Consider the following 17,974-nt stretch of genomic DNA (forward strand, 5'->3'; position numbering starts at 1 on the left):
GGCCTACCCAGCGAGAGCGCGCCCAGGGCGAGCAATCCAGCGGCGGACAGCAGCAGCAGGGTGCGGTTCATGTGGTTCCTCGGGGTGTGAGGGCTGACGTGGACGGCACAGTCTCCCGTCCGCTCCCGGGCCGCATCGGTCACCGGGAGGAGGGTCCCCCCGATGACCGATGGAGCGATGTCAGGCGTTGCGGTGGCGGGCGCTGGAGGGTGGAAGTAAACCCAGACGTCTGTCCTTGCGCGGGGGGGCTTGCGCCGGCCTTGGCCACGCGGATCCACCGATTCGCTCCCAGGATTCAAGAAACGAAGCAACTCCGACCTGGGGACCCCGATAATCGGGGAGGTCGGCGTTCGTCCGCCCCGGCATTGGCCGCTGGGACTGTACCGGGTGCCTCGTTCTCAGGGAGAAGTCGTCATGACCACGATTGGCAAGTCCGGTTCGCGTCCCACCACGTCCGTGAAGCCCGAGCCGAAGCCGGAGCCGGTGAAGCAGCCCGCCCAGGCCCAGCGTCCCGACGCGGTGAAGACGGCCGTCGCGCAGCGGATGCAGGACGGCTTCGAGGCGGCCCCGCGCACGGGTTCGGCGTCCCGTCCGGTGCTCTCGGAGATTCGTGGCGAGGGTGCGCCGGTGGGTCCGGGGTCGGCCGTGGGCAAGGCCGTGGCCAAGGTCGGCGAGAAGATCAAGGACGCGGCTGCTGCCGCGGGTCCCCAGGTGAGCACCAACGCCAGTGGCCAGACGGTGGTGGACCTGGGAACGGGGAACAACACCGCGACGGTGTCGCAGGGCAAGGACGGTTCGCTGACCGTCACGTCGGGCAAGGACTCGGTGACGTTGACGGCGGAGCAGGCCAAGGGCGCCATCATCCAGGGCGGCGATGGAAACGACAGCATCACCCTGGACGCGAGCGTCACGCAGGACGTCACGGTGGACGGCGGCGCGGGCAACGACAAGCTGACGGGCGGCGCGGGCAACGACACGCTCATCGGCGGCGCGGGCAACGACGCGGTGTTGGGTGGCGCGGGCACCGACACCGTGTCGGGTGACGACGGCGACGACTACGTCGAGGGTGGCGCGGGCGACGACCTGGTGAACGGTGGCGCGGGTCGTGACGTGCTCTACGGCCTGGACGGCAATGACCTGGTGAACGGCGGCGAGGGCCGCGACTACATCGACGCGGGCGCGGGTGACGACACCGCCACGGGTGGCGCGGGTGACGACCAGGTCATCGGCGGCCGGGGCGATGACTCGCTGAGTGGTGGCGAGGGCAACGACGCGGTGGCGGGTGGCGCGGGCAAGGACACGGTCAACGGCAATGGCGGGACGGACAAGCTCTACGTCGAGGAGGGCGAGGAGAGCGCCGACTCGGCCGGGGACACGCGGACCATCGTCGACATGACGGACGCGGACAAGCGGGGCAGCTCCGTGTCGGTGAAGGGCACTCCGGAGTTCCAGGCGCGCGTGCAGTCGGACCTGGACGCGATGCGCTCGCTGCCGTCGGGTCAGGACCTGCTGCGCTCGCTGGATGACAGCGGAAAGACGACGACCATCTCGGAGACGTCCGGTGGCAACACGGCGTCCGGCACGGCCTTCAACGACGGCTTCTTCAACAAGGACGGCACGCCGGGCAAGGGCACGGACGCGACGGTGAACTACAACACCTCGCGCATCTCCCTGGGCGCTGACGAGTGGATGAACCGTCCTCCGATTGTCGGCCTGTTCCACGAGCTGGTGCACGCGTCCGACATGAACAACGGCACGCTGGCGAACGGTTCGAAGGACGGCACGCGCAACCTGGAGACGTCCGCGGTGGGTCTGCCCGTCGACCTGGACCAGAACCCGGCCACGCCGGACGTGGTGCAGGGTGGCCGCCCCGGTGAGAACGTCCTCCGCGACGACCTGAACCTGCCCACCCGGCCGCACTACTAGCCGCTGCGTAGCAGGTGAGTGCCGCCGGCCGCTCCGCCACAGCGGAGCGTTGCCGGCTGCGTCGCCGCATCCGAGCCGCACGGGCCGCTCCGTCACATCCGCGCGTTGCCGGACGCTTCGTCACATCCGCGCGTTGCCGGCTGCTTCGCCGCCTCCGAGCCGCACGGGCCGCTCCGTCACAGTGGAGCTGTGCCCGGCGTGCGGCTGCACGGAGCCCTGCACCGTCGTACCAGTCAGCCGAAGCTGGTCAGAGAGGACCCGCCAGCAGGTGCTGCCCGTGGTCCCGTCCCTGAGCGGATGATCCGCTCCCGGCTTTCGAGAAGCGACGCAACTCCCACCTAGGAGCCCCGATAATCGGGGAGGTCGGCGTTCGTCCGCCCCGGCATTGGCCGCTGGGACTGTACCGGGTGCCTCGTTCTCAGGGAGAAGTCGTCATGACCACGATTGGAAAGCCCGGTTCGCGCCCCACCACGTACGTCAAGCCCGAGCCGAAGCCGGAGCCGGTGAAGCAGCCCGCCCAGGCCCAGCGTCCCGACGCGGTGAAGACGGCCGTCGCGCAGCGGATGCAGGACGGCTTCGACGCGGCCCCGCGCACGGCGTCCCGCCCGGCGGCGTCCGCGCAGGGCAGCGACTTCGAAGGCGCCCCCCCGAGCACCCCCGGCTCCGCGGTCGGCAAGGCCGTGGCCAACGTCGCCAACAAGATCAAGGACGCGGCGGCGGCCTCCGGTCCCCAGGTGAGCACCAACGCCAGTGGCCAGACGGTGGTGGACCTGGGAACGGGGAACAACACCGCGACGGTGTCGCAGGGCACGGATGGTTCGCTGACCGTCACGTCGGGCAAGGACTCGGTGACGCTGACGGCGGAGCAGGCCAAGGGCGCCATCATCCAGGGCGGCGATGGAAACGACAGCATCACCCTGGATGCGAGCGTCACGCAGGACCTCACCGTGGACGGCGGCGCGGGCAACGACAAGCTGACGGGTGGCAAGGGCAACGACACGCTCATCGGCGGCGCGGGCAACGACTCCCTCATCGCGGGCGAGGGCAACGACTCCGTCTCCGGTGACGACGGCGACGACTACATCGAGGCCGGCGCGGGCGACGACCTGGTGAACGGTGGCGCGGGTCGCGACGTGCTCTACGGCCTGGACGGCAATGACCTGCTGAACGGCGGCGAGGGCCGCGACTACATCGACGCTGGCGCGGGGAATGACACCGCGACGGGCGGCGCGGGCGACGACCAGGTCATCGGTGGCCGGGGCGATGACTCGCTGACGGGTGGCGAGGGCAACGACGCGGTGGCGGGTGGCGCGGGCAAGGACACCGTCAACGGCAACGGCGGGACGGACAAGCTCTACGTCGAGGAGGGCGAAGAGACCGCCGACGCGGCCGAGGGCGAGCGGACCATCGTCGACATGACGGACGCGGAGAAGCGCGGCAGCTCGGTGACGGTGGAGGGCAGCCCGGAGTTCCAGGCGCGCGTGCAGTCGGACCTGGACGCGATGCGCTCGCTGCCGTCGGGACAGGACCTGCTGCGCACGCTGGACGACAGCGGCCACTCGACGACCATCAAGGAGACGACGGGTGGCAACTCGGCGTCCGCCAAGAACAAGGATGACGCCTGGTTCAACGCGGACGGCACGCCGGGCAAGGGCACCGACGGCACGGTGAACTACAACACCTCGCGCATCTCCCTGGGGAGCGAGGAGTGGATGAACCGCCCGCCGGTGGTGGCGCTGTTCCACGAGCTGGTGCACGCGTCCGACTACGCCAACGGCACGCTGGCGGTCGGCGAGAAGAACGGCACCAACAACCGCGAGACGTCCGCGGTGGGCCTGCCCATCGACCTGGACCAGAACCCGGCCACGCCGGACGTGGTGCAGGGCGGACGCCCCGGCGAGAATGTTCTCCGCGACGACCTGAACCTGCCGACCCGGCCGCGCTACTAACAGCCCTCTCTCATGAGAGCCCTGCTCCAAGCTGGCGCCTGCTGCATGGCGCTGGCGATAATCGTGGGCTGCACGCGGGCTTCGAATCAGCCCGCGCATCCGGGAGGACGCGTGGCCCAGGCGGAAGTGGAGCTGAAGGTGGAGTCGGTGACGAGCGGGCCCGAGGGGCTCGCTGTCGCGTACGCGGTGCGCAACGCCTCTTCCCACGCGGTGCTGCTGGTGGACGGGCTGCCGGAGTGGGGCCCCACGGGCTACGTGGGCCTCGCGCCCGAGCGCGCCTATGTGGACCTCTCCGGTGACGGCGCGGTGCTGCTGCGTCAGCTCGTGCCCGTGCCGGAGAACCTGGACGTGGAGGCCCCCGAGGTCCCCGCCCTGAGTCGCGTGGAGCCCGGCACCACCGCGTCCCGCCGCCTGCTCGTGCCCCTGCCGCTGCGCACGTCGATGCCCTATGCCACGGGCCCTGAGGTGACGCGCGAGCTGTCCGCCGTGCGCGAGCTGCGTCTGCGCGTGGGCTACCTGCCCGCCGCGGACGACGTGCGCCTGCACGGGGCGACGGAGTCCGGAGGCACCGCGTACCGGACAGCCGAGTACGGCCAGGTGGTGACCCGGCAGCAAGTCCTGGACAGCGGGCCGCTGCCGCTGGACGGCGTGAAGTAGGACGCGCTCAGGGCTCGTGTGGCAGCACGAAGGACGGCTCGTCGTGTCCTGGAGTGGCGAAGAATCGGAACGACTCCTCGCGAGGCAGCTCGCGGAAGGCCTCTGACTTCACGGCCTTGCGCACGGCCGCGTGCGCGCACTGGAGCGTGCGCACCAGCAGCAGCTTCTTGAGCGGGACGAACACCTCCAGCTCGTTCAGCGCTTCGTCCTCGGCCAGCTCCACCAGCGTCTGTCCGGGCGAGCCCAGGTCGAAGCCGCCAGAGGAGTCGAAGTTCGTCGCGCCGAACTCCAGCACGTTCTCCGACGCCGTCTCCTCGTAGTGGTGGCCGACGAGTCCCGTGCCCCACACCACCTGCGGCACGTAGGGGCTCACGTCCCCGCCCGCCCAGTAGAGGAGCAGGGCGGACAGCGGCCGGATGCGCGCCGTGCGCACGCCGTCCCGCTCCTCCCAGGCATATGCCTCCGGACGCAGGTAGCGAGGCTGGCGGTACATCCCGAAGCTCTTCACCAGCCCCGCCGTCATCTCGGTGACGAGCCCTTCGTCCACGGCCTCGGCTTCGGCCGCCTGTTCGCGAACGAAGGCGAACCCGTCCGCCCGGCGCACCTCGTCCAGCAGCCGCGCCGCGCACGCCGGGAGGTCTCTCAGCTCCACGTCATTCCACATGGGTTCTCACGCCTCCGCGGTGGGACGTCGCAGCCGGACCAGGTCTTCCACCACGCGCCGCACGCGGCCCTCGTCGAAGGGCTTCTCCAGCAGGAGGTTCGGGATGCTGGCGAGGAACTCCCGGGCGCCGGTGGTGAAGGCCCCGCCCGACACGAAGACGAAGCGTCCCTCCAGACCCGCGTGCTCACGACGCACGGACTCGTAGACGTCGCGGCCCGTCAGGTCCGGCATCATCACGTCACACAGCACCGCGTCCGGCTCCATGCCCTGCTCCAGCAGCTCCAGCGCCTGGCGTCCGCTGCAGGCGACCTCCACCTCGTGGCCCCGGAGGATGCGCTGCAACACGCGTCCCACCGCGGGCTCGTCGTCCACCACCAGCACGCGTCCTCGGGGCTGAACCAGGGGCCGGGGCGTCACGTCGAGTGCCGCCGCCACCGCGCGCGTGTCCTGCTCCATGGTGGGCAGGCTGACGCGGAAGATGGTGCCCTTGCCCGGCTCGCTCTCCACTGTGATGTCACCGCCCAGCCCGTGGATGATGCTGTGACAGATGGACAGGCCCAGGCCCGTGCCCACGCCCACCGGCTTCGTGGTGAAGAACGGGTCGAAGATGCGGTCGATGACCTCGCGCGGAATCCCCACGCCCGTGTCCTGTACCTCCACCACCACCCGCGAGCGTCCGTCACGCCGCGTCGCCAGCCGGATTTCATGCCGGTGCGCGGAACCCTCCGGAATCGCCTGCGCCGCGTTCACCACGAGGTTCAGGAACACCTGGCTCAGCTTCCCCTCGTTCGCCATCACCGAGGGAATGTCGCCGTACTCGCGCCGCAGCTGCGCGCGGTGGCGAATCTCGTTCGCCGCCATCATCGCCACCGACTCCAGCACCCCGTGCACGTCCAGCGGCGACACGTTCTCCTCGTCGGGCCGGGAGAACGTCTTGAGCTGACGGACAATCTGCCGCACCCGCTCCGCGCCCTCGCAGGCCTCGTGCAGCACCTCCACCCATTCGCCCAAATCAGGCTCGCCCCGCAGCCGGGCCTGGAGCGCCGTCGCACCGTCGCCCGGCGGCAGGTTGCGGCGGAACTCGTCCGACATGAAGCTCAGGTTGGACAGCACGAAGGCCAACGGGTTGTTGATTTCGTGCGCGATGCCCGCGGCCAGCGTGCCCACCGACGCCAGCCGGTCCGCCAGCGTCAGCCTCGCCTGGAGCTGCCGCTGCTCCGTCACGTCGCGCGCGATGGACACCACCGCGGGCTGGCCGTCGAAGCGCAGGGGCAGGGACACGACCTCCGCCACGCGCGTGCGGCCGTCGCGCCGCACCAGCCGCCGCTCACCGGTGAGCGCGCCCGCCCTCACCGCCTCCGTGCCGCGCATGTCCTTCACGAACTCAGACAACTGACGGCCCACCAGTTGCTCCGCGCGCTCGAAGCCCAGCGTGCCCACCAGCGCCGCGTTCGCGTAGACGATGTGCCCGTCCCGCTCAATCGCCGCCGCGTCCGGCACGCCCTCCAGCAGCGCGCGGAAGCTGGCCTCGGACAGGCGCAGCGCTTCCTCGGCCTGACGTCGCTCGGTGATGTCGCGCGCCAGGCCCTCCACCGCCACCATGCGCCCCATCGGGTCCGTCACCGGGACGACGACGTGCTCCAGCCACAGCGTGCGCCCATCCGGATGCAGGTAGCGCACCGTCACCGGCGCACCGGCCGAGGCGCGCGGGGCCTCCAGCAGGCGCTCCAGCGCGTCCCGGTCCTCCGGATGCACGCGCCGGTACCACAGGTCCGCGTCGCCATAGTGCGCCACCGGCCCGTAGCCCAGCTTCGCGTGCGCCACGCGGCTGACGTAGACGAAGCCCCTGGGCGCCTCGCAGCGGTACAGGTACAGCACGTCCGACGCGTTCTCCGCGAGCTGCCGGAAGCGCCGCTCCCGCTCGCGCAACGCGCGCTCGGACTCCTTGCGCTCCAGCGCCACGGAGATGGCGCCCGCCGCCGCGGACAGGAGGTCCACCTCCAACCGGTCCCAGCGCCGCGCCTCCGCGCAGTTGTCGAAGCCCACGAAGCCCGTCAGCACGCCCTGCACGCGCAGCGGCAGCACCAGGATGGAGAGGATGCCCTGCGGCTCCAACAGCTCGCGCTCCACGGGGGGAAAGGTCTCGACCAGCCCCTCGATGACGTCCCCGCGCGACAGCGTCTTCGCCCACCGCTCCAGGTTCGGCTCCATCGGCAGGTTCTGGAGCTCCGGGTTGTCTATCTCCGCGCGCACGCCGGGCGCGCACCACTCCGCGCGTTGACTGCACCAGCGCTCTCCCGCGGGGCCCGGGTGCAGCTCGAAGACGTACACGCGACTGGCGCCCGACGACTGGCCCAGGGGCTCCAGCACCGGCCCGTACAAATCTCCGCCGTCACGCACCGCCAGCAGCCGCTGCTGCATCTCCACCAGCGCCGTGAGGTAGCGCTCACGCCGCGCCAGCGCGCCGTCGGACGCCTTGCGCTCGGTGATGTCGTTGAGCGTCCCGGACGTGCCCAGCACCGCGCCGTCCTCGCCCACCATCAGTCGCCCGTAGACCTCCACCCACCGGAAGCCGCCGCCGCGATTCACGTAGCGCACCTCCGTGCGCACGTACTCCAGCTCCTTCGTCACCAGCCGCCGCAAGCCCTCCAGGCTGCGCCGCTGGTCCTCCTCGTAGACGAACTCCGAGAAGGGCTTGCCCAGCGAGTCCTCCACCGTGTGGCCCGTGATTTCCGTCCACGCCGGGTTGAGGAACGTCCACGCACCCTGCGCGTCCGTCTGGAAGACGACCTCCTTCAGGCTGTCGATGACGAGCCGGTACCGGCGCTCGTGGGGAGTCCAATCAGGCCTGGCGGGCGGCGTCTGCATGTTGAGGCTCGAGGAAGTGGACGCGTCGCACGAACGAGGAGTCCGGGCGATGTACAACTATCCAACGATTCAGGATTTCCTGCAGTACAGGCAAGGGGGCTGACCTGACCCCAGGAAGGTTGGGATTCAGACCGCGCCCTCTCAGGTGTTGAGCGAGGGCGGGGAGCTGTCTTCCTTCGGGCGGGTCGGGATGCCACCATGCCACGAGCAGAAATCCCCTGAACTCATGTCCTCTGGCCGCGCCCAGCTTTCGAAGATTCGTCAGGTGCTCGTGGAACGGGCGGAAGCCCGGCTGAGCGACGCGGCCCTTCGTCTGCTCATCGAGCAGACGGGCGAAGCGCTCCTGCTGATGGATGCCGCGGGCCATGTCCTGGCCTTCAACGCCGAGGCGGCGCACCAGTTCCGCATCCCCGTTCCCGAGCGCCTGGAGCAAGGCTGCCTGCCTGGGTGCGACTGGGTGCGCCCGGAGAACGCGTCCGTGCCACTGGAAGTTTCTCCGCTGACGCGTGCGCTCGCGGGAGAAGGGGTTCGCGAGGAGCGCTGGGGACTGCGCCGGCCGGATGGCACGGTGGTGGTGCTCCGAGGCAGCGTGTTCCCGATATCGCCCGCCGGGAGCGCGGAGGAGGCTCCGTCAGGGGTTCTCCTGCGTGCGCGGGAGGAGCTGCTGCCCCGCCTGGACGCGACGCGGGCCGCGAGGCTTCTGGCGGAGGCGGGCGCGCTGCTGGGCGCCGAGCTGGAGACCGAGGCGCAGATGGAGCCGCTGCTGCGGCTGCTGGTGCCCTCGCTGGCGGACGCGGGCGTGCTCTTCCTGGGCTCGTCGGGCGAGTCGGTGCGCGCCGTCGCCGCGGTGCACGCGGAACCCGAGCGGCACGTGCTGCTGGTGGAGATGTTGTGCCGGTATCCGCCGGACACGCTGGACCCTCGGGGCCTGCCCTCCTTGTTCCTCACGGGCCGGACGGAGCGGACGGCGGAGCTGACAGAGGAGCAGCAGGTGGCGCTCACGCGGGACGCGGAGCACGCGCGGCTCCTGCTCTCGCTGGGGCTGAGCAGCTATCTGGGCGTGCCGCTGGTGGCGCGCGGGCGCATCATCGGCGCGCTGGCGCTGTTCCGCACGGACGGGGCGCCGGCCTTCGGTGACGAGGACGAGCGACTGGCGGAGGAACTCTCGCGGCGCACGGCGCTGTCGCTGGACAACGCGCGGCTCTTGCGTGAGGCGCGCGAGGCGGTGCGCCTGCGCGACGAGTTCCTGGGCATCGCGAGTCACGAGCTGAAGACGCCGCTGACGCCGCTGCACCTCAAGGTGCAACTGCTCCAGAAGCAGGTGGACCTGCTGGCGGCGAATGGCAAGCCCGTGTCCGCGGAGCGCGTCTCCGAGACGCTGGACGTGGTGCAGCGCCAGGTGCGCAAGCTGACGAGCCTGGTGGACAACCTGCTGGACGTGTCGCGCATCACCGCCGGCCGCTTGAAGCTGGAGCTGGAGGAGATGGACCTGGCGAGCGTGGCGGCGGAAATCCTCTACCGCTTCGCGCCCTCCGCGGCCCAACTGCACTGCTCGCTGGAGATGCACGCGCCGGTGCCGGTGCTGGGCCGGTGGGACCGGCTGCGGCTGGAGCAGGTGGTGACCAACCTGCTCTCCAACGCGCTGAAGTACGGCGCGGGCCAGCCCGTGCTCCTGCGCGTGGAGGCGGACGGGCGCACCGCGCGCCTCATCGTGGAGGACGGGGGCATCGGCATCTCCGCGCGAGACCTGCCGCGCATCTTCGAGCGTTTCGAGCGCGCGGTGAGCGACAGGCACTACGGCGGCCTGGGCCTGGGGCTCTACATCACCCGGCAGATTGTCGAGGCCTTCGGCGGCACGGTGAAGGCCACCAGCGAGCTGGGGCGCGGCTCCACCTTCGTGCTGGAGCTGCCGCGCGGTGACATCCCGGAGGAGTGGCTGTCGGTGCCGGGCGCGCCCGAACCCAAGCCTTGAGGCGAGGGCCGTGGATGCTCAGGCCGCCACGTCGGTGACCTGGGGCTCGACGAGGCGAGGCAGGCGCACGTGGAAGGCGCTGCCCTGCTGTGGCCCCGGGCTCTCCGCCCAGATGGTGCCGCCGTGGCGGTCCACGATTTCGCGGCAGATGAAGAGGCCCAGGCCCAGGCCGCCGTAGTGCCGCGCGGTGGCGTTGGACGCGCGAGCGAATGGGCGGAACAGGCCCGCCAGGCTCTCCGGGGGAATGCCGATGCCCTGGTCCTTCACGTGGATGAGGACGTGGTCCGCCGCCTCCTCCAGCGTCACGCACACCGCGCCGCCCTGGGGCGAGTAGCGCACGGCGTTGCTCACCAGGTTGGTGATGACCTGGTCCAGCCGGGGCGCGTCCCAGTCGCCCTCCACGGGATGTTCGGGCACGCGCAGCTCGAAGGTGATGCCGCCCTCGCCGCGCAGCTCGAAGCGCTCCATCACCTCGCGCAGCACCGGCGTCAGGTCCACGCGCTGGCGTTCCAGCTCGAAGCGTCCGCCCTGGATGCGCGCGGTGTCGAGCAGGTCATCCACCAGTCGCGCCAGCCGCTCCGTCTGCCGGGCCATGGAGCGCAGCGCCTTGAGCAGCCGCTCGCGCTCCGGGAAGTCGCCGCTCTTCTCCAGGCGCTGGAGCGTGAGCGCGGCGAAGCCCTTGAGTGGCGTCAGCGGCGTGCGCAGCTCGTGGCTGGCCACGCTGAGGAACTCCTCGCGCGTGCGCACCGCTTCCTTCAGCTCCTGCTGCGCCGCGCCCGTGCGGTCCGCCATCTCGTTGAAGCCGCGCGCCAGCTCCCCCAGCTCGTCGTCCTCCTCCACCTCCACGCGTCGGGCCAGGTCACCCGCGGCCAGGGCGGCCGTGGCTTCGCGCAGCGTGTCGAGTCGGCGGATGACGTCGCGCGCGACCAGCTGGGAGAGGCCCAGGGCCATCAGCACGCCCATCAGCACCAGGCCCACCACCGCCGCGCTCATGCGCGTAATCGCCGCGTACGCGACGCCCAGTTCCTGCGTCACGACGACGCTCCAGGGCGAGCCCTCCACCGGGGCCTCGGCCGCGAGCACGCGCCGGTCCGCCGCGTCGAAGGCCTCCAGCACGCCCCCACCTGGACGCTCCAGTTCCTCGCGCAGCGCCTCCGGCAGGTGGGCTTCGCCCAAGAGCTGCGCGCCCTCGGCGGTGTCTCGAAGCACCTTCTGGCCGCGCCGGTCCAACACCTGCACGCGGAAGCGCTGGGACGCGGGCGTGGCGGCCTCGCTCAGTCGCTCCAGGGACAAGAGGCCCACCAGCACTCCGCGCCGGGAGCCCTCCAGCTCGAACGGCAGGGCCACCGCCACCAGCGGATGGTTGTGCGGACGGATGAAGGGCAGCGACAGGGGCAGCTCGCCGGGCGCGGGGGGCTCGGGGAAGTACCCCTGGATGTTGAAGCCCCAGCCCTCCGGCCCCTCGGACGTGGCCAGCACCTGGGCGTTCTCGTCCATGGTCAACGCGGCGTGGAAGGTGCGCTCGCGCGCGGCGAGGTTCGCCAGGTACGGCTCCAACCGCTCCCGCTCTCCGCTGGCGAGCGCCGCGCGGAAGCCCGGGGACTCCAGCAGCAGGTGCAGCGACTCGCGCGAGTCGTCCAGGTAGCGCCGCAGGAAGTCCGCCTCGCCCGCGGCGGCGTAGCGCGTGTCGTCGCGCACCTGCTTCTCGATGGCCCGCTGTGCCATGTACGCGGCGAGCCCGCCCAGCGCGAGCAGCGGCACCAGTCCGGCGAAGGCCAGCCCTCGCAGGAGCTTCCAGCCCACGGTGCGCGGCGCGCGCGGTCGCCAGTTCATCGCCTGGGCCACGCACGCGAGGGCCAGCACGGTGTACACGCTCGCGCCCAGCCACGCGGAGCCCCGGGCCAGCGCATAGGCCAGAAGCCCGTAGGGCACCGCCAGCGCGCCCATCAGCAGCGCGGGCATGCGTGGGTGCAGCCAGCGCGTGGGCACGAGCAGCCCCACGCCGCCCACGGTGAACAGCAGCCCCACCACCGGACGCAACGGGGACAGGTGCGCGTAGACGGACAAGGGGAAGCGCTCGGGCGCGGTGAGCAGCGCCACGCCGAAGGCGGTGCCGGTGAGGGCCGCCAGCATGCGCAGGGTGGGCCGCTGACGCATGGACGGCCACGCCTCCAGCAGCAGCCCGATGAAGAACAGCGGATACAGCACGATGCCCGTGAGGCTGCCGGGCATGACATTCAGCACCCACCAGTACAGGCCGATGGCCGCGCCGAGCAGCACGCGTCCTCCCACGTCCAGCCAGCGCGGGGCGCGCGGATACAGGAGCGCGCCCATCAAGCAGATGCTGCCGGTGAGGTAGGTGAGTCCCAGCAGGCGAACGTATGGGTAGAGCGGCCGGAACGCGGCCACGCGGAACTCGTACGGCACATACGTCATCAGCACGCCGAACAGCAGGCCGATGAGGGCGGCGGGCCACGTGAGTGGCAGCAGCGTCGAGTTGGAGGGCGCCTGGAGTGAACGCGGTGCGGGAAGTGGGAACATCTTCCTGGATTCACGCGTGTCAGGGCCCATGGGTTCTAGTGCTCGCTGACGTTTCGTCGGGGGCAGGACACCCCGGACGACAGGGGTGGGACACCCGGGCTCAGGCGACCTCGAGCACCGTCCACTCGCGCACCTCGCCCGCCAGGGTGACTTCGATGGTGTCGCCCGCCTTGCGGCCCATGAGCGCGCGGCCCACGGGGGAGGCGGGGGTGATGACGGACAGGAAGCCGTCGCCGCCGGGGCCGGTGAGCTCCGTGCCCGCGCCCACGGGCAGCACGAAGAAGGTGCGCTCGGCGAAGCCCTCTTCGTCCTCGGTGCTCACATCCACCAGCGCGCCCAGGCCCACGGGCCCCTGACGCGGGAAGCGCGGCACCGGCCCCTGGCCAAAGTTGGAGAGCGCCTTGAGCTCCTCCTGCACGCGACGGGCGCGATTCGCCTGTCCCGTGGCCAGGCTGCCGAACTCCAGCGCGGCGCGGCCGTCCTCTCGCTTCTCCGACTCGGTGGCCAGACTGCGGGCCGCCTCGCGGGCCTCGGCCTCGGCCCGGTGGGCCAGCCTGTCGCTCTGCTGGAGGCGCTCGGCGAGCTGGAGCATCAATGCCTGCTTGTCGAGTGACATGATGGCACAGAACTGTAGCGCCCCTCCGTGACACCTCCAGTTTTTGGCCTCTCGCCTGCGATGGAGTGCGGGCCGTGGATGCGGGCATGTGCGTGAAGGCCGGCGCGATGCGACATCCCCTGGGGCCTCCCGTTCTCCTGCCGGTACGTGGCCCGCGTCTTCGCGATGCTCTCAACAAGTAGGAGCCCGGTGTGAACGAGGAAGAACTGAGGGCGCGGGTGCGCGCCATCTCCGACGAGGTGATGGCCGGTGTGGCGAATGTGAATGTCGCGACGTATCCGACCTCCCGCTCCGCGTTCGTGGGCATCGACTTGATTGATGAGAGAGTGGGACTCGTCATCACGCGTTTCCTCGCGTCGACGCGGGGCGAGGTGAGGTTTCCGCTGTGGGCCCGGCAGCGCGGGCTGTTCGAGCGGGCGACCGAGCTGGCGCGGCGGCTGGGGGCCCTGGACACCGGGCCGAACCCGGCCGACGACGTGCTGGAGCTGGAGGCGCTCGCGCTCGGCCAGGAGCTGCTCGAGCCCGCGGGGCAGGACGCGGCGACGGAGTGGCTCGATGACGGGCACCTCGCGGTGGGAATCGAGACGTTCGACGAGGAGGACTGGAGCTTCCGCTTCGAGGTGCTCGCCACGACACGCGGTGACGTGCCGATGCCAGGGCGGGCGCGGCGCTTGGGGTTGGAGTCGCAGGCGGAGGCGCTGGCGAAGCGACTGGGGGCTCTGGGCTTCGTGCCCGAGGTGGTGCTGCCCGAGGATGAGGTGGCGCTGGTGCCCGGCGTGGTGGAAGGCGTGATTCGGGTCTTCGAATACGGCCATCACCCGCTGGACAGGGTCTTCGACTACACGGGCAGCTCTGACTGGGACGACGTGGTGGATGTCCGGGTCCAGCGGAGGGTGATGGAGCAATTCCTCGCGTTCATCCGGGCTCGGGCGGAGGAGGAGAAGACGTGGCCGGAGGTCATTGACTCTGACAGGTTGGAGGCGGCCTTCCAGGAGCTGCGGCGCGAGGGCTTCGTCGCGGAGATGTCGGCCTCCACCACGATGAGCGGCGGGTGGGAGGTGTCCCGGGGCGTGGCGGATGAGCGCCGGGCGAAGGGGGAGAAGATTCGGGGCACGGTGTTCTTCCACGAGCAGGACACGGACTCCGCGCTGGAGGGGCATCCGCTGCACCTGGCCTATGGCCTGGTGAACGACGTGGAGGACGACGACAGGGAAGGCGAGCTGTCGGAGGAAGAGGACGCGAAGGTGTCCGCGCAGGCGGAGGAGGTGGGCCGCGTCATCGTGGAGACCCTGCGCAAGCATGGCTTCGAGCCGGAGTGGAGTGGCCACGCGCACTCACGCATCGTCCTCATGCCCGCCCTCACCTGGCGGCGCAGGCGTGTGCATGTCGACACCACGGAGACGCTGAGGCTCGGCGCCCGGCAGTTCGCCATGAGCCTGCTGGTGGAGTTCCTTCCCCGGTTGCGCAGCCTCACGTTGGAGATGGACGGAGGGATGAAGCTGGAGGACGTGCGCTCGGACAGCGTGACGGAGCTCACCCTCGAGTACACGCGGGAGGATGACGCCCGCGACAGGCTGGACGGGCTCGTCGCCCTGGTGAAGCCGCGCTTCCCCAGTCTTCAGATGCTCATCGTCCGGTCGGAGGAGGACTTCTCGGAGACGGTGGACCTCCACGCGGGAGGGGCGGAGGAGTGAGTGGCGCGTTTCGCCGTGAAGGCAACACGGGCTCGTGTGAAGCGCGAGCCACTGCTGCCTGAATCAGGCATGCTGCCGCGCATGACGCCCCAGGAACTGTCCCAGAAGGCCAGGCAGCTCGTCGCGGATGGCGCGGTGCTGCTGGACGTGCGCACCCCCCAGGAGTTTCAGCAAGGCCACCCCGACGCCGCGCGCAACATCCCCGTGCAGGAGCTCGCCCAGCGTGTCGCCGAGGTGGGCCCGCCCGGCACCCCCGTGGTGGTGTATTGCGCCGCCGGTGGTCGCAGCGCGGTGGCCTCACAAATTTTGCGCGCCAATGGTTTCCCGGACGTGTTCGACCTGCGGTCCGTGAACAACTGGTAACCCCCTGTCCGGGCTGGAGGGGCCGGACGCGTGGCGCGTGACATGGGGCGCGGCTTGGAGCAGCGTGCCGCCGCTCCCGTCATGAATCGCACCGCTGGCTTCCTCATCGTGGCCCTGTCCGGAGCGTGCTTCGGCGCGCTCGGACTCTTCGGCCGCCTCGCCTATGCGGCGGGCGCGGACGTCTTCACGCTCCTCTTCCTGCGCTTCACCCTGGCCGGAGCGGTGCTGGCCGCCGTCATGGTGGCCGTGCGCCAGCCGTTGCCGAAGGGCCGCCTGCTGGTGGGGCTCATCCTGCTGGGCGCGGTGGGCTACGTGAGCGAGGCGGGCGTGTACTTCGCCGCGCTCCAGTTCGCTCCCGCGGGGCTGGTGGCCCTGTTGCTGTATTCGTTCCCCGCGCTGGTGGCGCTTCTTCAAGTCCTGGTGTTCCGCGAGCGCCTGGGCCGGCTCAAGTGGGTGGCGGTGGTGCTGGCCTTGTGTGGCACGGGGCTGACAGCGGACCTGCGGCAGGGCGCGGTGACGCCGACGGGCGTCTTCCTGGGCCTGCTGTCCGCGCTGCTCTACGCGGTGTACGTCGTCACCAGCGCGCGGGTGGCGGGCAAGGCGGGGCCGCTGGTCTCCAGCACCGTCATCCTCTCGTCCGCGGGCCTCGTCTTCGGCCTGGCCATGCTGGTGAAGGGGCCGTCCTTTCCCACCACGGGTCTGGGCTGGGGCGCGGTGGTGGGGCTGTCGCTCATCTCCACCGTGGCCGCCGTCTTCCTCTTCTTCCTCGGCATGGCGCGCATCGGCCCGGTGAACACCTCACTGGTGTCCAACATGGAGCCGCTGACGGCGGTGGTGCTGAGCGCGCTCTTCCTCGATGAGCGGCTCAGTCTGCGTCAGGTGTTTGGCGGCGCGCTCATCCTCACCGCCGCCGTGCTGCTGGCCCGCTCGGACACGCCGGGGGCGAACCTGAAGCCCCCCGAGGACGCGACGGCCGAGGGGCCCGCGTAGCCGGCGCCGAGCGTTACCGGGATACGCGCCGCAGGAACTGGCTCACGTCGCGCACGAACGTCTGGGGAAGCTCCGCGTGGGGTGCGTGGCCAGTGTTCGAGTAGAGGATGAATCGCGCATCGGGCAGCGCGTTGACGAGCGCCTGCTGCTGCGCGACGGGGAAGAAGCCGTCCTGGTCGCCGCCCACCACGAGCACGGGCACGCGGATGGAGCGCAGGCGCGCTGAGTGGTCCTCCGCGAGCATGCCGTCCAGCGTGTCCTGCCACACGCGCGCGGGGACCTTCAGGCTCTCCGAGATGAGCGTGTCCAGGTACGAGGCGGGGACGGGGCGTACGAAGGTGCTCGACTGGAACTCGCGGACGAAGTCCGGGTCCACGGTGCCCACCTGCTCATCGACGACGGACTTGAGGAACAGCGCCACCTCGTTGCCGGCGACGGTGGGCGCCGAGCCGACCAGCACCAGGGCGTCCACGCGGCGCGGGAAGTCCAGCGCCACCTGCTGGGCGATGAAGCTGCCCATGGAGTGGCCGACGATGATGGCGCGTCGCTCGCCGACGGCGTCGAGGAAGGCCGCCACGTCCGCGGCGAAGAACTGCTGCGTGTAGCAGCACACCGGGCGCGAGGAGTCCCCGTGTCCGCGCTGGTCCAGCGCGTAGATGTGGAAGTCACGGGAGAAGAGGGACAGGTTCAAGTCCCAGGTGTGGTGCGAGTCCGTGTAGCCATGAAGGAAGACGACGGCGGGGCCGTGGCGCGAGCCCTGCTCCACGTAGCGCAGCGTGACGCCGGTGCGAAGGCGGATGGAGCGCTCGCGGGGCGCGGAGGAGGACAGCTCGCTGGACTGCTCTGACTGGGCTTCGACTTGCGAAGGGGGCTCGGAAGGCGCGGGCTCGGAGGCGGGGCCACAGGCGAGAAGGGGCAGCGTGAGCAGGGCGGCGAGGAGCATCTTCATGGGTGCGTGCCTTGTTCAGAGCCGGCGGGAAATCCGCCGTGACGTCCATCATTCTACGACTACCTCTGACATTGCCTCCTCTGGCATGACGTCTGGGGTCGTATCCACTCAGGGACGAGGTGAACCAGACCCGGAAGCTGTGTTTGTCATCAGCCAGGGCGGAAGGTTTCCGTCCGAGCGAAATCAAGTATCAGACATGTCTCAGCGCAGGAGTTGGAGGGCGTCGAGGAGGCTCGCGTCGGCGGGGCGGTCCGCGCGGTCGTCGCCGAGGTAGCGCCAGACGATGTGGCCCTGGGCATCGACGAGGAAGGTGGCGGGCCGGGCGATGTGGATGCCGTCGAGGCCGAGCGCCTTGTAGACGTCATAGGCCTTGGCGACGGTGCGTTGTTCGTCGACGAGGAGGGGGAAGGGGAGGGCGTTGAGGGTGAGCCAGCTCTTCACCCAGTGGCGGCCCTGGCAGACGACGCCGACGAGGTCCACGCCGCGCGACTGCAGGGTGGTGTGCAGCGGGGAGAGGCGCTCCAGGAAGGCCTGGCAGGACGAGCACCAGGTGCCGCGCAGGAAGGTGATGAGGGTGGGGCGGCCGTGACGGAGCAGGGGGCGCTCGACGTCGTGGGCGGGGTCCAGCAGGAAGAATGACGGAGCGCGGAGCGGCTGAGTCGGGGCGGCGAGCTGCGGCATGGGGGCACGTCCTGGGGTGGCGCGAGCGTGCGCGCCATGTGACGAACCCTGGTACGTGCGACCCTTCCGGGAGGTTTCAGGAGGCTTCGTCGGCGTCCTTGGAC

Annotated in this window: 13 protein-coding genes; 7 read left to right on the plus strand and 6 right to left on the minus strand. The window is 70.6% G+C overall.

Going from position 1 to position 17,974, the window contains the following annotated elements; translation table 11 throughout:
* The first annotated feature begins 414 nt into the window (after nt 1-414).
* From HR086_RS32260 to HR086_RS32270, 3 genes are all read left to right on the plus strand, one after another.
* Nucleotides 415-1,926 (plus strand): M91 family zinc metallopeptidase, encoded by a 1,512-nt coding sequence (locus tag HR086_RS32260; protein ID WP_174467555.1) that lies wholly within the window; start codon nt 415-417, stop codon nt 1,924-1,926.
* A 434-nt stretch (nt 1,927-2,360) separates the two neighbouring features.
* Nucleotides 2,361-3,875, plus strand: a complete 1,515-nt coding sequence (locus HR086_RS32265) for a M91 family zinc metallopeptidase (protein WP_174467556.1) — start codon at nt 2,361-2,363, stop codon at nt 3,873-3,875.
* A gap of 45 nt (nt 3,876-3,920) precedes the next feature.
* A complete protein-coding gene (locus HR086_RS32270) occupies nt 3,921-4,532 on the plus strand; it encodes a hypothetical protein (RefSeq protein WP_254625165.1) in 612 nt (203 codons plus the stop codon).
* A 7-nt stretch (nt 4,533-4,539) separates the two neighbouring features.
* On the opposite strand, the gene HR086_RS32275 is transcribed toward HR086_RS32270, so the two are convergent.
* Nucleotides 4,540-5,196: a hypothetical protein gene (locus tag HR086_RS32275; RefSeq protein ID WP_174467557.1), complete on the minus strand. Its 657-nt coding sequence runs from the start codon at nt 5,194-5,196 to the stop codon at nt 4,540-4,542.
* 6 nt (nt 5,197-5,202) lie between these two features.
* Entirely contained in the window at nt 5,203-8,064 is a 2,862-nt protein-coding gene (locus HR086_RS32280; RefSeq protein WP_174455913.1) for a PAS domain S-box protein, read from the minus strand.
* Between the two features lie 226 nt (nt 8,065-8,290).
* On the opposite strand from HR086_RS32280, the gene HR086_RS32285 reads away from it, so the two are divergent.
* Nucleotides 8,291-10,036: a HAMP domain-containing sensor histidine kinase gene (locus HR086_RS32285; protein ID WP_174467558.1), complete on the plus strand. Its 1,746-nt coding sequence runs from the start codon at nt 8,291-8,293 to the stop codon at nt 10,034-10,036.
* A gap of 18 nt (nt 10,037-10,054) precedes the next feature.
* Here the strand turns inward: HR086_RS32285 and HR086_RS32290 are convergent, their stop codons facing one another.
* Both HR086_RS32290 and HR086_RS32295 read right to left on the minus strand, forming a co-directional pair.
* Nucleotides 10,055-12,577, minus strand: a complete 2,523-nt coding sequence (locus tag HR086_RS32290) for a sensor histidine kinase (RefSeq protein ID WP_254623863.1) — start codon at nt 12,575-12,577, stop codon at nt 10,055-10,057.
* A gap of 100 nt (nt 12,578-12,677) precedes the next feature.
* Nucleotides 12,678-13,193, minus strand: coding sequence for a GreA/GreB family elongation factor (locus HR086_RS32295; protein ID WP_141641679.1), 516 nt, complete (start codon nt 13,191-13,193; stop codon nt 12,678-12,680).
* A 191-nt stretch (nt 13,194-13,384) separates the two neighbouring features.
* Here HR086_RS32295 and HR086_RS32300 point away from each other — a divergent pair, with 191 nt between their 5' ends.
* The 3 genes from HR086_RS32300 (at nt 13,385) to HR086_RS32310 (ending at nt 16,240) form a co-directional block, all read left to right on the plus strand.
* Entirely contained in the window at nt 13,385-14,887 is a 1,503-nt protein-coding gene (locus tag HR086_RS32300; protein WP_174467560.1) for a hypothetical protein, read from the plus strand.
* Between the two features lie 81 nt (nt 14,888-14,968).
* Entirely contained in the window at nt 14,969-15,250 is a 282-nt protein-coding gene (locus HR086_RS32305; protein ID WP_174456228.1) for a rhodanese-like domain-containing protein, read from the plus strand.
* 30 nt (nt 15,251-15,280) lie between these two features.
* Entirely contained in the window at nt 15,281-16,240 is a 960-nt protein-coding gene (locus tag HR086_RS32310) for a DMT family transporter (protein ID WP_373564383.1), read from the plus strand.
* A 13-nt stretch (nt 16,241-16,253) separates the two neighbouring features.
* Here HR086_RS32310 and HR086_RS32315 read toward each other — a convergent pair whose 3' ends face one another.
* Both HR086_RS32315 and HR086_RS32320 read right to left on the minus strand, forming a co-directional pair.
* The gene (locus HR086_RS32315) at nt 16,254-17,189 is read right to left on the minus strand and encodes an alpha/beta fold hydrolase (RefSeq protein ID WP_174467561.1); all 936 of its coding nucleotides are present in this window, start codon (nt 17,187-17,189) and stop codon (nt 16,254-16,256) included.
* Between the two features lie 201 nt (nt 17,190-17,390).
* The coding region (locus HR086_RS32320; protein ID WP_217442039.1) for a peroxiredoxin at nt 17,391-17,974 on the minus strand (584 nt) is incomplete at its 5' end.

Source organism: Myxococcus sp. CA039A (genome assembly GCF_013336645.1).
GTDB classification, from domain to species: Bacteria; Myxococcota; Myxococcia; order Myxococcales; family Myxococcaceae; genus Myxococcus; species Myxococcus llanfairpwllgwyngyllgogerychwyrndrobwllllantysiliogogogochensis.

Bases quoted from the DNA above. Each gene is read 5' to 3' on its own strand.
- HR086_RS32260 (WP_174467555.1), top strand. From the start codon at position 415: ATGACCACGATTGGCAAGTCCGGTTCGCGTCCCACCACGTCCGTGAAG.
- HR086_RS32265 (WP_174467556.1), top strand. From the start codon at position 2,361: ATGACCACGATTGGAAAGCCCGGTTCGCGCCCCACCACGTACGTCAAG.
- HR086_RS32270 (WP_254625165.1), top strand. From the start codon at position 3,921: ATGGCGCTGGCGATAATCGTGGGCTGCACGCGGGCTTCGAATCAGCCC.
- HR086_RS32275 (WP_174467557.1), bottom strand. From the start codon at position 5,196: ATGTGGAATGACGTGGAGCTGAGAGACCTCCCGGCGTGCGCGGCGCGG.
- HR086_RS32280 (WP_174455913.1), bottom strand. From the start codon at position 8,064: ATGCAGACGCCGCCCGCCAGGCCTGATTGGACTCCCCACGAGCGCCGG.
- HR086_RS32285 (WP_174467558.1), top strand. From the start codon at position 8,291: ATGTCCTCTGGCCGCGCCCAGCTTTCGAAGATTCGTCAGGTGCTCGTG.
- HR086_RS32290 (WP_254623863.1), bottom strand. From the start codon at position 12,577: ATGTTCCCACTTCCCGCACCGCGTTCACTCCAGGCGCCCTCCAACTCG.
- HR086_RS32295 (WP_141641679.1), bottom strand. From the start codon at position 13,193: ATGTCACTCGACAAGCAGGCATTGATGCTCCAGCTCGCCGAGCGCCTC.
- HR086_RS32305 (WP_174456228.1), top strand. From the start codon at position 14,969: ATGACGCCCCAGGAACTGTCCCAGAAGGCCAGGCAGCTCGTCGCGGAT.
- HR086_RS32315 (WP_174467561.1), bottom strand. From the start codon at position 17,189: ATGAAGATGCTCCTCGCCGCCCTGCTCACGCTGCCCCTTCTCGCCTGT.